The sequence below is a fragment of the cf. Phormidesmis sp. LEGE 11477 genome, from assembly GCF_015207105.1.
GTDB lineage: Bacteria > Cyanobacteriota > Cyanobacteriia > Phormidesmidales > Phormidesmidaceae > Phormidesmis.
Genome location: NZ_JADEXO010000023.1, coordinates 47,860 through 60,608, shown reverse-complemented (window position 1 = coordinate 60,608; position 12,749 = coordinate 47,860). Strand labels below are relative to the sequence as shown.

Sequence of the window (12,749 nt, the reverse complement as noted above, 5' to 3'; positions counted from 1 at the left end):
CGCAGATGGTCTGTATGGGATGGTGGCGGCTTTTGGTCTGACCGCTGTTTCGGATTTCTTAGTCGGCTACAGTAGCTGGCTAAGAATCGGTGGCGGTTTGTTTCTTTGCTATCTGGGGCTCACCACATTTTTGAATGGAGGCAATATGAAATCCTTGCTTGCTTCACCGTCGAATCCACTGTCGAATCCACTGTCGAATCCTGGCAAACCGTCTTTACCCATATCCCACTCTTCTCCTACTGCCTCTAGGGTCTCTGGGGCTGCTCTTTTTTCCGCCTACACCAGCACTCTCGCGCTGACCCTTGCTAACCCTGCCACGATCCTTTCTTTCGTTGCTATCTTCGCTGGTCTCGGTATTACGCAGAGCGCCTACCTCGATTCTGTAACCCTTGTATTTGGCGTATTTTCGGGCTCAATTCTATGGTGGCTAGTGTTAGTCTCAGGCGTGGCTTATTTGCGCGATCGCCTCACCCCAGCGCGTCTGTTTCGGTTCAACCAGTTCTCTCGCAAGGTGTTTGGTGGGCTGATTATTGGGTTTGGCGTGGTGGCTCTGGCGAGTGCGATTTAATGAAGTTCAATTTGACGGCCACGATCTGGAGACAGTTGTCTGGAGATAGTTTTGGTGAGCTGGTAAGAAGTATGATTCTATGGCATCGGCGGTGGCGTCAGCGCTGGCAGCGGTATTGGATTCTAGGAATTGCAGTGGCGCTCTCTGGCTATATCTTGCTGGGGAGTCCGTTGTGGCATAGCGATCGCCCGGCCAAGGCTCAATCTGTTGGTCAGTCCGTTGCTCAATCTGTCGATCCAGCGGTTGATCCGGCGGTCAATCAACTCCGTCAGCAGCGCCAGCAGGTCGATCAGCAGCTAGAAATCTTTGACGAGGCTAATCAGCGCTATCGCAAGGCTGAGAACCAGGCCAACCAAAAAATCCGCAACCTGTCTAAGACGATTCAAAGCACAGATACTTGGATTACGAATACCGAATATCAGCTAGGTGAAGCAGAGCAGCAGCTACGGCTGCTAGAAGCTGATCTGGATGAAAATAAGCAAGACTATGAGCAGGCGCGGACGGCGGTTGTGGGTCGTCTGCAGTTTATGCAGCGTCAGCAGGGTGCTTATGGCTGGGCGCTGCTGTTGCAAAGCCATAATCTCAATGATTTTTTAGATAGACGCTATCGCCTGAAGCAGGTTTACGAGGCGGATCGGGCTTTGCTGGCCAGTTTGGAAGATCGCTCGGTTGGCATTGTTGATCAGCAGCAGGGCATTGAACAGCAGAAGAATGCGATCGCGCTTTTACGTCAGCAGCTATTGGTTAGCAGAGCGCAATACACTACGCAGGTGAAGCAGCAGAGTGGCCTAATTACTCGCCTGAAAGAGAATCGCGGAGCATTAGAGGCGGCAATCAATCAGCTCGATCGTGATTCTGATCAGCTAACGGCGCTGATCCTAGAGCGAGTCTCGGCAGCGGGAACGGCGGGTGAAAGGATGGCGAGAGAAGAGGCGCTGCGGGCGGCGAGGTCTTCTGGAAAGATGTTACGCCCTGCGACTGGCCCAATTACCAGCCACTTTGGTAAGCGCTATCATCCGGTGCTAGGCTACAGCCGCTTTCATGCGGGTACCGATTTTGGTGCGCCTCACGGCAGTCCGATCTTGGCAGCAGAGACAGGGATTGTGATTTTTGCTGGCTGGTATGGCGGCTATGGCAATTCGCTGATTTTGGATCACGGGGATGGGCTGACGACGCTGTACGCCCATGCCAGCAAGCTGAACGTAGCTGAAGGGGCAACGGTGAAGAAGGGCGAGGCGATCGCGGCGATCGGGACGACGGGCCTTTCGACCGGGCCACACCTGCACTTTGAAGTTCGTAAAGCGGGCAAGCCGACTAATCCCATGAACTTCTTGTGATGAACTTCTTGTAGATGGACTATCTATAATTGCGGCTGTTTTGCTATGGCTGTTTTGTTTGTGGGTGCTTGCTATAGACCACAAGACAGCTAGCGAGATACCCTATGTCCATGAAAGATCAAACGCTTGGATGTGCGGCTGGAATTGTTTTGGGCTGCGGCTGCTTCTTTGGGGGCGCTGCTCAAGCTCAGTCCACTATCGAACCGCCTGCGGAGCCGACCGCACCGACTACTTCTCCTGCTACAGAGTTGCCGTCTACAGAGTCGCCTGCTGTAGAGTCAGAGCCGTCTTCATCTGATGAGCCGCTCAATCTGGCCCCAGAAACTGTAGAGCAAAGTCCGGTGCTACAGCGCTGGCTAGAAGAAATTCCCGACGTTCGTTCGGATATTCGTAATGACCCTAGCTTTAGAACGAAGCTACAGGTTGGCTATAGCTTTTTTCCTTCTTCTGATAGCACTAGCGGGTTTGTGGTGAGTGTAGATGATGTCTTTATTGGCGATACGCCGCTAACGGTGAGCGCAGATTATCAGCAGAATTTTAGAGGCGATCGCACTGCCTACGGCGCGGACCTACACTATTACGTTTTGCCGCTAGGGAGCTATGTCAACCTTTCTCCTATCGTCGGCTATCGCCATGCTGATTCTGCCGATGATTACAGCATAGATGGGGCAAACCTGGGCGTACGATTTCGCTTTGTTCCTTCTCGTACTAGTGCGGCTGATGTCACAGTCGATCAGTCTTGGGTGGTGGGCGATCGTGAAGGGCTCAGCGTTACGCATCTGAACTTTGGTTACGCGGTGACGTCAAACCTGCGGCTTTCCACCGATTTGGAATGGCAAAGCACCGCTGACGAAGGCGATAGTCGAGTCGGTGTGAATTTGGAGTGGCTGCTCTAGGTGCGGCTGTTAGAAATTGCTACTAGAGAGTCTTCTATCTCTTTGACCACACACTTAGACTTAGCTGTAAATTCTAGCAGGGGCAGCTGTGCGTCAGTACAGGCTTTTCTAAGGAACTGATCTCGCTTGACTCGGCTTGATTTTTTGTGACTGGCGTCTTGTAGCTCTATGACTGCGCTGACTGTTAGCGTCGTGCGATCGCACAATACAAAGTCAAAATGCTTGGCCTGAATACGGTTAAATGCGGACTGCCATTGAGATTTAGAAATTCCCGCTGCCGGTGTTATGACATCTGCTACGCGAACTTTACCGAACACAATATTTTCAGTAGGTACTGCCTCACACAAGGTCTGGTAGAAAGCTTGCTCGGTAGGCGTAAACAGGGCACCTTTCATCCGATATGGAATCTCTAGCACTTGAGATTTTGACTTCTTCTGTGCAGTTTTTTGAGAAGAAGTAGCATTTAGAACAGCGGCGGCGACGATAACAACGGCAGCGAACAAGATAATCCAGTTCATTGACAGTGCGCTTCCACAGAGAGTCTTTACAGACTCATTCTGCCCGTACGCTGCTTTAGAATTGGTAGATTCTGTGGCTACTGCTTTGTCACTATTCGTAGCGAACGTTTCTGTAGTCAATCCAGCCGTCTGCATGGCTACTACGAGGATCTTTGTGAGTCCAGTGGATTAGACCGCCGCGATCATTCCATTCGTATTCGCCTTTTACGGAGACGCGATCGCCTTTTCGTAAGTCATCTAGCCGCTGGGACAGATCGATGTTGTGAACAACGAGTACCGTTTGGTTGCGAGCGATGCGAATCACAAATCGCTGATGCCGCGAGCCTTCAATATCGTCAGGCAGTAGAGTTTCGACCGTACCTGCTACATTTTCTACGATGATATCTGACTGTTTGTTCTTGAAAGCATCGAGTACCGACTTACTTCCCATTACTTCTGCCGTACTATTGCGGTAGAGATAGCTGGGTGCTGCTAGCACTGGCACCATGCCACTCAAAAATACTCGTCTATGCATTTCGTGTTCACTCAGTAGAGTTGTCGCCAGCGCTAGGCTGCTTTCATGTGTGTCATTCTACCAAGCTGTAGGATCTATCAATGTGCAAGATAGAGCGCGTGGCTGCTTGTTGTTAGAGGCTGATAGCTGTTGGATAGCAGCGAAGCGACCTGCGTGCTGCACGCAAGCCGCTCTGCTTAGCCTTCTGACTATTGATGAGCTATCGGCGAGCCTGGTAATAGATCTTTTGACCTTCGTTAGGAACATAGATGCACTCGCGCGCGGAACGCCAGAAGCTAGTCCAAACAGAATCTTTTGACTCCCTAAAATACTCACCCATGACTGGCTTAATAGCTGCGGTGGCATCTTTGAGATAGTAGTGCGGCATACTCAAGAAAACATGGTGCGCTACATGGGTGCCAATATTGTGGTGGATATTGTTGATAAACCCGTAGTCGCGGTCGATAGTTGAAACTGCGCCCTTGAGAAAGTTCCAGCTATCGTTGCGGTACCAGGGAATGTCTGGCTCTGTGTGATGTAAATAGGTGACCAAATCCAACCAGACGACAAATACCAGATAGGGCATGACGTAATAGTTGATCAAGAAGAGCGGACCGAAAGTAAAGCCGACCCACGCCAAGAAGCCGACAAACAAAATGATGCAGGCTGTGCTCGTAATCACATCCCACTTTTCGGACGGGCGGAAGAGTGGACTGTTGGGTAAAAAGTGAGAGCCTTGCCGACCGGGAGAGCGAAAGAAAAGATAGAACGGATAGGCAAATAGAAAGAGCGTAAACCGTAAAAAGCGAGCACCGCCTTCCATTTCGTCGTAGGTGGCTTTGGAGATGGGATACCAGCTTTCGTCAGTGTCGATATTGCCAGTGTTGGCGTGATGCGTACGATGGCTGATTCTCCAGCCATGGTAGGGCACCAAGATAGGGGTGTGGCTGAGATGTCCGATCAGGTTGTTGAGCCATTTGTGTTTGGAAAATGAGCCGTGGCCGCAGTCGTGACCGACTACGAATAAAGCCCAAAACATCGTGCCTTGTGCTAACCAAAATAGAGGGAAAAATAGCCAAGAGTTGATGGTGTGGGCGATCGCATACAAGCTAGCAATGACCCCAATATCAAAGAAGAAGTATGAGAGTGAGCGGAATGTTGATGGTTCAAAGCAATAGTCAGGAATGGCTGCTTTGAGATCTCTTAGGGTGAAAGGCAGATCTTCGGGTTGTAGTTCTTCGGATGGAATCGATTCGACTGGGATAGTACTTAGCGGCACGTATTACCTGATTAGTGAATATAACAAGGGCAAAGAGTACCCTCCCACACGCATCGCGCGCAAACGCAGCTCGCTCTTATGACACTGGTCAATGGCAATGTATAGAGCGTTTAAGGGCTGCATTTGAATGGAGAGAGACGACTTTACAAAGCTTTACATTACTACAGTTTTGCCGCAAAAAGTCACTGCAATCTTGCTCTGCTCGCGTTGATCCTGGCGATTTACTAGCTGAACTAGGTATTTGTACTGTTAATGTGCGACGGCGCTATTGGCTGGGGTCGCCATAGTGCAGATCTAGTTTATCCTCACAGTTTGCAACAAAGGCGCTGCGTGGAGAAGAGTTTGTGGAGAAGAGTCTAGCTGGTTGTAGTAGAGAGACGGTGATTGTAATCACGAGCGAGAAACCGATTGAGTACGAACACGGCCTTCTGAAATAGAAAGCTAAAGAATTACTGGGAAGAATAAGCAAAGATGGTTATTTTCTGTTTATAAAGCGATTTATGGTAACCGTCTGTTACTTTAGCTCACTAATATTGAGACCATGCTAAGGAAATCGTTGACGACTGTTTTGATAGGGGGAGCTTTGCTTGGTACAGTGAGCTGTTCTCCCCCTAGCGCTGATTCTGCCTCTCAAGCCGTAACTGAAGTTCTTGACATAGGGGGATCTGCGGAAACTTATGAGGTTTTAGAGGCGCTGACTGAAGGCTACAGTAAGGCTGTGGGCAACGCTGAAGCCAAATTTGCGCCCCCGAGCCAGACCAGCGCCGGGATACAGGGTGTGAAGGCTGATACGCTAGATATTGGTGCGCTAAGCCGAGAACTCACTGAGGCCGAAGTAAGCGCTGGACTGAGGTATGTGCCCTTGATGGAAGTGCCGCTGGTTATCGTCGTACATGATAGCGTGGCGGGCATCTCTGATCTGACTGCCGATGAACTTAAAGCTATCTACTCAGGCCAAATCAGAAATTGGCAAGAGGTTGGCGGCCCAGATGCAGGCATCGTTTTGTTTGACTTTACAGAAGACGAAAATGAGAAGCAGGTTCTACGACAGGCTTATCTGGGCGAAACATTAGAGATTACGTCAGACGCTATTTTCTTCGCCGACGATGATGATTTGGTTGAAGGCGCAGCGACGACTGATTTCTCGATAGCGGCCGTGCCGCTTAGCCAAGAGCTATCCGAATTGCCGCTCACTATACTTAGCCTTGATAGCATTGGCCCATCGGTAGCGAATATTCGCGCTGGCGACTATCTAATGACCGTGCCATTGGGCATTGCTTTATCTCCAAGCCCTTCTTCCATGGCTGAAGACTTCGCTACTTTTGTCGCTAGTGAAGAAGGGCAGCAGATTTTGAGTGAATATGAAAACGATTTTGAAGCCGAAGAGGGCTAGTCTTTATAGCGCTCTTGATTGAGCGTTCGCTGTCAGATGCTGAAGATAAAATGTACGCCTGTTATACATTGTAAAAATGTCAATCATGCATAGCGAATCTAGCTACAGCCGAGCTTCGCTACCTATTAAGATCTCCTTGCCATTTATCTTTGCCTTCTTGATCTTTTGGGTATTAGGCGTTCTGCTAATAGGCAAACATTTTTCCAGACAGTTAGATATCGATCAAAGAGAACGGGCGACAGAACTTGCAAGCTTAGTAGAGCGAGAGCTGAATAGAGAGCTGACTAACCTCAGACGCAGTGCTCGGCTGTTAGCGAATGAAGATCCGATTATTAAAGGAACGTCGCAATCAGACCGGATTTTACTGAAACAGCGAATTTTACCGAGTACGGCTGTTTTAGAGACTAATGTGATCATGGTGTTTAATCGCGATCGCGAGGTTTTAGTAGATACTAGATCGCTACCTTTTCGTGATTTAGATATCCGCACCGAAGCTGTGCTTGATTCGTTGATGGTGGGTGCAAGCCTATCTACAGTAGTGGGTTCGACTGGCGATCGCCCGCCGATTTTACTAGGTACTGCACCGATTAAAGACAATGCTGGTGTGGTTGGCGGCGCACTTTTAGGAACAGTGCTCAGCGATGAGCTATTGCTGCAGATCAACAGCTCTATTGATGAGCAGATAGTAGCGCTGTCTGGTCAACAGGTGCTGGCTTCTACGTTTTCTTCAGAGATAGATAGTTTTCCTTGGGAAGAAGAGAACCATGTCGAAAGTTCGGTAATGATGAGCTTCAAAGGTGAGTCGTATCTAGCGCAGGTTGTCTCTTTGGACGGACTTGATAAAGAACATTTTGAAGTTATTTTGTTAGTGTCTCAAGCCCCTCTTCATAGGGCTAAGGCAAGACTCTGGACGCTGGTCTTGATTCCAGGCACTATTGGAGCAGCTTTACTCTCTATTATCGGATACTACCTAGCAAAGTGGATTGCGTCTCCTATTCAAGAGATTACAGAAGTTGCCTTAAACGTTGTTAAAGATAACAACTATAGTTTGCAGGTGCCGGTTAGAGGCCAAGATGAAATTGGTATGCTTGCTGTCTCGCTTAATCAGCTGATTGAGTGGGTGGGACAATACACTCAGGAACTTGAATTGTCAGCTCATACTTTAGAAGCAAGGGTGGACGCACGAACTAAAGAGCTATCAGAGGCGATCGCGCAGCTAAAAGAGACCCAAGCGCAGCTGATTCAGACAGAGAAAATGTCGAGCCTCGGCCAAATGGTCGCAGGCATTGCTCATGAGATTAATAATCCAATTAATTTTATCCAGGGTAATGTAGCTCCGCTCAGTGGGTACTTCAGTGATTTGGTTGATCTGTTAGAAACTTATCAAGCAGAATATCCGAACCCTAGTGACTCCATTTTAGAGAAGAAAGAAGAGATTGAAATTGACTTTTTGTTAGAAGATTCGGCTAAAATCTTGTCTTCAGTAAAAATAGGAACACAGCGGGTTCGAGATATTGTTGTCTCGCTGCGGAATTTTTCTCGTTTGGACGAAGCGACTATCAAAGATGTGGACCTTTGTGAAGGGCTAGACAGTACGCTGCTAATTTTGAATCACCGAGTGAAAGAAGGGATAGACATCGTGAAGGCGTATGAGCCTTTGCCGCTAGTGAGGTGTTCACCGGCTCAGCTCAATCAGGTTTTTACTAACATTATTGCCAATGCTTTGGATGCGATGCTAGAGACTGATTCTCAGCCAAAGCAGCTAGAGATTACGACCCGTACGCTGTCTGAAAACCGCGTTCAAATCTGCATCCGCGACACTGGTCCTGGCATGCCGCCTGAAGTAAAGGCAAAGATATTCGATCCGTTTTTTACAACCAAGCCAATAGGTAAGGGGACAGGTCTTGGACTAGGCATTTGTTTTAAGATTATTCAGCAGCATCAGGGCACGATTGAAGTCAATTCTGAAATAGGAAAAGGAACAGAATTTGTGATTACGCTACCGATATCGGCTTGACTGATAGCAAGCTGCTGTTAGCTAGCGCCCTGGCTCAGTGCCCACTGCGTCAGAGCAGGAAAGAGGCGGTTGAGACCCGTGGCGATCGCACTCACGCCGACGACAGCTTCATTCTGTTCTTTTTGCACTGCTTTCCAGATAGCCTCGGCAATATCTTCTGGCTGACTAGCGATACCGGACTGTAGCGCCTGATCCATCTGACTTTGACGGCTTTGCACTGCTTGATCGTCACTCCCTCGAAACATTGCCCTTTCTAAAAAGTCGCTGTCGATAATGCCTGGATGCACAATGCCTACGTGGATACCCTTGGAGACTAGTTCTAGGCGCAGCGTTTCGGTCATGCCAGTCAGCGCATATTTGCTAGCGCAGTAAGCTGTCATGTTGGGCATCGGCATTTTGCCGCCAATTGAGCCGACGTTGATGATTGAACCTGTGCCCGCAGACAGCATGGCTGGCAAGGCGGCTTGGATCGTGTGGATATAGCCCCAAAAATTAGTGTCGAAGATACGATGCCAGTCTTCTAGGCTAGTGTTGACCATCGGCCCGGTTAGACAAATGCCTGCATTATTAATTAGCGCGTCTATTTTGCCGAAGGTAGCTAGGGATTTTTCGACTAGGGCCGTCACTTGCTCCGGGTTGCTAACGTCTGTAGGTAGTGCGATCGCCTTTTGACCCATTTGCTCTATCTGCTCGGCGACAGCCTGCAATCTATCTGCCTGCCGAGCGGCTAAGGTCACATCCCAGCCTTCTGTGGCAAACTTTAGCGCTGTGGCTTTCCCCGTGCCCTGAGAAGCGCCTGTAATCAAAACATGCTGAGCCATCGTAGTTTTTAAGAGGATAGTCGGCGAAAGAGTGGTGGAAGCAGTAGCTGAATTTGAGCGAATCGAAGTCACCTTAAGACTAAGCCTACTCTACCGATTTGCTCCAAAACGTAAGTCCTTTTGTAGATCTTTGGGATGGAACCTTCCCCAATAGGGAGATCGCTAGACCTAGCAGTACCGCAACTGGTGCAATTACTGCAGACTGCCAGATTCCGGGGAAGGCAAACAGCCCTGAAGTCGTGCCGATTGCCAGTAAAATCACTGCGCCAATCGTTCCATAGAAGGCACCATTAGCATTCACCCGAGGCAGCAGAACGCCCATTAGAAATAGTCCTAACAGTGGCCCTAAGAACATCGCGGTGTACTTGATCAAAAACGGCAATAGCGCTTCTCCGGTGGAGGCGACATAGAAAGCAGAAGCAATGCCGATGATGCCCCAAACGGCGATTAGACCCTGGGCAACTTTGAGCGATCGCGCCTCGCTCACCTCACTAGTTGAATAGCGCTGATAAAAATCCACCGTCATACAGGTGGCAAGAGAATGCAGCGCCGAATCGATCGACGACATCGCCGCTGCCAGAATTGCGGCTACCAACAGCCCAGACGTACCGGGCAGACCGTTATTCACGATGAAATAAGGCAGAATTCCATCAGCCGGAATATCCTCTGGTAGTCCAGGATTGGCCGTATAAAACCCAAACAACAGCACGCCTAAAATTAACGTTGCCACGACGCCGATAAAGCCAGAAAACCATCCCAGCAAAATGGCTTTGCGTCCGTCTTCAACCGTGGCACAAGAGACATAGCGCTGCACTGACTGTTGATTGGTGCCTGCCACGGCAAAAGCCAGCGTGCCATAGGCAAACAAAGCCGTCGGCAGTGAGCGAATTGAGTCGGGCTCCCAGCGGGCGTTGATGACTGTCAGCTTGCCAGCTTCTCCGGCTGTGGTCCATAGCTCGCCTAGGCCACCAGCTACGCCTTGTGACGCCGCCCAAATGCCAGCACCCAAGCCAACAAAAATCATGGCGAACTGGAGAACATCTGTCCAGACGACTGCGGCGATACCGCCCGTTATTGTATAGACAATCGAAACCGCTCCGACCAGCAGAATAGCGAGTGGTAAGGAAATGCCGATCACCGTTGAGACCGCCAGAGAGGCCGCGTATAGCAGACCGCCCAAACGAGCGATCACAAATAGTAAAAAGCAGAGGGAGCCGAGCGATCGCGTCTTGCCATCAAATCGCCGCTCTAGATATTCATAAGCTGTCGTTAGGTTTAGCCCGACAAAGAAGGGGAGAAACAGAAAGATAACCAGCAGATATCCCAACAGATCGCCAAACTGGAGCTGTAGGTATAGAAGGCCATTGTTGTATCCTTCTCCTGGCCCACCGAGCAGAGAGGCCGCTGAAAACGACGTGGCAATAATTGAAAAGCCGATCGCCCACCAGGGTAGCTGCCGAGCGCCTCTGAAATACTCATCCGTACTGCCCTGCTGTCGGCTAACTGCGATGCTGATGGCTAGCAAGATCAGCCCGTACACTCCCACAATTGCCCAATCAATGGCCTGCATGTTCTGCTCCTTTATCTGTGCCTAGCAGTTTTGATGACTAGGCCAATATGCTGCCGCCATCATGCCACAGCAGCGGTGAAGAACGATGCTGGTGTTCAATCTGGCACGTGATCTAGACCTGCTTGATTCCATCTAGACTAGCTAGTGAGTCTAGTTAGCATTGCTAATTCGCATCCACATCGGTAGCTGGGAGGCTGCGCCCATTTGAATACGCTCAAGCGCTGCGGTCATTTCTACGCGGACGTCAAATTCGCTTTCAGACGCTATAGCCTGAGTCAGTGGCTCTATTGCACTTTTATCGCCCATTTCGTTTAGGTATCTAGCCGCTCGCCAGCGCACCAGGGCTGATGTATCACCCAGCGCATTAACCATGGCTGCACTGGCCTGGGTGTTACCTAGATCGCTCAGCGCGTCTCCAGCGGTACGCCGAACGATAGGGGATGAATCAGTCAGTAACATTTGGCAAAGGGGGCGGACTGATTCGTCACGTTCGCTGGCACCGAGTAGCGCCGCTGCCCAACGCCGAATGGCTGCTCGGTTGTCTGTCAGCGCAGCAACAATTGCGGAAAAAGTCTCTTTGTTGATTTCAATTTGTTGGATCGCCCTTAGTCGTTGTTTCCAGTCAGACTGTTGAAGGTGGGCTAGGAGTTCTGCTGAAGTTTGTTCGGCAGAAAATACTGTTTGCTTGGGTGCGATCGCCTGTTGCTCTAGCCTAGTCAGCTCTGGGTCATCTATGAGGGTTTCTATCTCTTCAGCCACCTGCTGGGCGATCGCATCTACCTTCCCAAACTGTGGCTGATACGGTGCCCAGATTCGCTCAGCGACATAGTTCGCGTCTGTAGCAGCGATGGCTCTTTGCAGTGCCTGATTAAAGCGATCGCTTAAGGCTACCCGAGCTTGCTCTGCGTTGTTGGTCGCCCGCACCTGAACCGGAATGCCTCGAAACCTTTGAATGGCGACTTCGACCTGAGAGAATTTTTGCGTAGAAGATGTCTTGGTCTCAGTCGTCTTGGTTTTAGTCGTGCTGACCTCAACAGTTTTAGCCTGTAAGCTATCGTTCACGCTAGGCTCTGCGTCTGCTGCAATACCTAGCAGATGGCTCGCTGCCGTTAGAACTTTCTGCCAGTCAGCGCTGCTTTTGCGCGTTAGGGTGACAAAGTCGTTCATGGCAAAGACAGACTGAACGCCTTCTATTGCCAGCAGATTTTGAAAGACATCAGCGACTTCGGCTGTAGGATCTCTGTCTGTAGGATCTCCGGCCTTGAGCGTGACTGGCTTGTGGCTGGCCAGCCCGTCTAGATTCAGCTTCATGCAGTTTGGACTAGGGGTGGTCTCTATCGAACGAAGTTTCATCGGATGTCCTGATTTCTAAAGCGATATCAATTGTTTCTTGCAGCCTTTTCCAGTCTTTGGACTTGACGAGCCACTTCTTGAGCTTTGTGGGTTCTGGTCGATCGCCTTCTAGAAAACTGCTCTTCACGTACAAGGTGCCATTTTCTACGCTTAGTTTGTTGAAAGTCTCGAACGGATAGCGCTTGACGACTTTGCCAAGGAGATTGTAGATAGTCAGTCTATTGGGGGCGAGGGTGAAATATGGACGAGTAAAGTAAAGGTAGCCAGCAATCGCGAGGCCGCTCCCTAGAATAATGGCGCTATTGAACGAGCCAGATTGCAGCATAGACCCTATAGAGAGGACGCAGATAGCTAAGCCCACACCGAGAAGCAGAATGCCGATCCAGGGCTGATAGTAGGCTTTGAAGTGGTTGCTCTCAGTGGGTAGAGCAGAGGATGGAGTCATCTTGGGGCGTCATTTTGGACTGCTTTAGCCGACTGGTAGCTGGCGCTTGAGAGGGTTAT

General features: G+C 49.9%; 12 protein-coding genes. 5 read left to right on the top strand and 7 right to left on the bottom strand.

Going from position 1 to position 12,749, the window contains the following annotated elements; translation table 11 throughout:
• The 3 genes from IQ256_RS09275 to IQ256_RS09265 all read left to right on the top strand — a co-directional run.
• A partial coding sequence (locus IQ256_RS09275) for a LysE family transporter (RefSeq protein WP_193855255.1) occupies nucleotides 1-568 on the top strand: 568 nt, incomplete at its 5' end.
• A complete protein-coding gene (locus IQ256_RS09270; protein ID WP_193855254.1) occupies nucleotides 568-1,905 on the top strand; it encodes a murein hydrolase activator EnvC in 1,338 nt (445 codons plus the stop codon). The genes IQ256_RS09275 and IQ256_RS09270, both read left to right, overlap by 1 nt.
• Nucleotides 1,906-2,009: 104 nt before the next feature.
• Nucleotides 2,010-2,801: a hypothetical protein gene (locus tag IQ256_RS09265; RefSeq protein ID WP_228024713.1), complete on the top strand. Its 792-nt coding sequence runs from the start codon at nucleotides 2,010-2,012 to the stop codon at nucleotides 2,799-2,801.
• Here the strand turns inward: IQ256_RS09265 and IQ256_RS09260 are convergent.
• The 3 genes from IQ256_RS09260 to IQ256_RS09250 all read right to left on the bottom strand — a co-directional run bounded on the left by IQ256_RS09260 (nucleotide 2,798) and on the right by IQ256_RS09250 (nucleotide 5,091).
• Nucleotides 2,798-3,319 carry a DUF2726 domain-containing protein gene (locus IQ256_RS09260; protein WP_193855253.1) on the bottom strand — a complete coding sequence of 174 codons (522 nt, stop codon included), beginning with the start codon at nucleotides 3,317-3,319 and terminating at the stop codon, nucleotides 2,798-2,800. The genes IQ256_RS09265 and IQ256_RS09260 overlap by 4 nt on opposite strands.
• A 91-nt stretch (nucleotides 3,320-3,410) precedes the next feature.
• A complete protein-coding gene (locus IQ256_RS09255) occupies nucleotides 3,411-3,833 on the bottom strand; it encodes a DUF3465 domain-containing protein (RefSeq protein ID WP_193855252.1) in 423 nt (140 codons plus the stop codon).
• 199 nt (nucleotides 3,834-4,032) lie between these two features.
• Nucleotides 4,033-5,091 carry a fatty acid desaturase gene (locus IQ256_RS09250; RefSeq protein ID WP_193855251.1) on the bottom strand — a complete coding sequence of 353 codons (1,059 nt, stop codon included), beginning with the start codon at nucleotides 5,089-5,091 and terminating at the stop codon, nucleotides 4,033-4,035.
• Between the two features lie 541 nt (nucleotides 5,092-5,632).
• On the opposite strand from IQ256_RS09250, the gene IQ256_RS09245 reads away from it, so the two are divergent.
• Together IQ256_RS09245 and IQ256_RS09240 are read left to right on the top strand one after the other, a co-directional pair.
• The gene (locus IQ256_RS09245; RefSeq protein ID WP_193855250.1) at nucleotides 5,633-6,484 is read left to right on the top strand and encodes a substrate-binding domain-containing protein; all 852 of its coding nucleotides are present in this window, start codon (nucleotides 5,633-5,635) and stop codon (nucleotides 6,482-6,484) included.
• Nucleotides 6,485-6,560: 76 nt separating this feature from the next.
• Nucleotides 6,561-8,501, top strand: coding sequence for an ATP-binding protein (locus tag IQ256_RS09240; RefSeq protein WP_228024712.1), 1,941 nt, complete (start codon nucleotides 6,561-6,563; stop codon nucleotides 8,499-8,501).
• Nucleotides 8,502-8,518: 17 nt separating this feature from the next.
• Here the strand turns inward: IQ256_RS09240 and IQ256_RS09235 are convergent, their stop codons facing one another.
• The 4 genes from IQ256_RS09235 to IQ256_RS09220 form a co-directional block, all read right to left on the bottom strand.
• The gene (locus IQ256_RS09235; RefSeq protein WP_193855249.1) at nucleotides 8,519-9,322 is read right to left on the bottom strand and encodes an SDR family oxidoreductase; all 804 of its coding nucleotides are present in this window, start codon (nucleotides 9,320-9,322) and stop codon (nucleotides 8,519-8,521) included.
• 85 nt (nucleotides 9,323-9,407) lie between these two features.
• The gene (locus IQ256_RS09230) at nucleotides 9,408-10,892 is read right to left on the bottom strand and encodes a sodium:solute symporter (RefSeq protein WP_193855248.1); all 1,485 of its coding nucleotides are present in this window, start codon (nucleotides 10,890-10,892) and stop codon (nucleotides 9,408-9,410) included.
• A gap of 150 nt (nucleotides 10,893-11,042) precedes the next feature.
• On the bottom strand, nucleotides 11,043-12,245 hold the full coding sequence (locus IQ256_RS09225) for a virulence factor (protein ID WP_193855247.1): 1,203 nt from the start codon (nucleotides 12,243-12,245) through the stop codon (nucleotides 11,043-11,045).
• Nucleotides 12,214-12,690, bottom strand: coding sequence for a hypothetical protein (locus tag IQ256_RS09220; RefSeq protein WP_193855246.1), 477 nt, complete (start codon nucleotides 12,688-12,690; stop codon nucleotides 12,214-12,216). The genes IQ256_RS09225 and IQ256_RS09220 overlap by 32 nt, the downstream gene beginning before the upstream one ends.
• Nucleotides 12,691-12,749 lie beyond the last annotated feature (59 nt).

Coding starts and splice junctions, on each gene's coding strand:
- IQ256_RS09255 (WP_193855252.1), bottom strand. CDS start 3,833: ATGCATAGACGAGTATTTTTGAGTGGCATGGTGCCAGTGCTAGCAGCA.
- IQ256_RS09230 (WP_193855248.1), bottom strand. CDS start 10,892: ATGCAGGCCATTGATTGGGCAATTGTGGGAGTGTACGGGCTGATCTTG.
- IQ256_RS09270 (WP_193855254.1), top strand. CDS start 568: ATGAAGTTCAATTTGACGGCCACGATCTGGAGACAGTTGTCTGGAGAT.
- IQ256_RS09225 (WP_193855247.1), bottom strand. CDS start 12,245: ATGAAACTTCGTTCGATAGAGACCACCCCTAGTCCAAACTGCATGAAG.
- IQ256_RS09240 (WP_228024712.1), top strand. CDS start 6,561: ATGTCAATCATGCATAGCGAATCTAGCTACAGCCGAGCTTCGCTACCT.
- IQ256_RS09265 (WP_228024713.1), top strand. CDS start 2,010: ATGTCCATGAAAGATCAAACGCTTGGATGTGCGGCTGGAATTGTTTTG.
- IQ256_RS09220 (WP_193855246.1), bottom strand. CDS start 12,690: ATGACTCCATCCTCTGCTCTACCCACTGAGAGCAACCACTTCAAAGCC.
- IQ256_RS09235 (WP_193855249.1), bottom strand. CDS start 9,322: ATGGCTCAGCATGTTTTGATTACAGGCGCTTCTCAGGGCACGGGGAAA.
- IQ256_RS09245 (WP_193855250.1), top strand. CDS start 5,633: ATGCTAAGGAAATCGTTGACGACTGTTTTGATAGGGGGAGCTTTGCTT.
- IQ256_RS09260 (WP_193855253.1), bottom strand. CDS start 3,319: ATGAACTGGATTATCTTGTTCGCTGCCGTTGTTATCGTCGCCGCCGCT.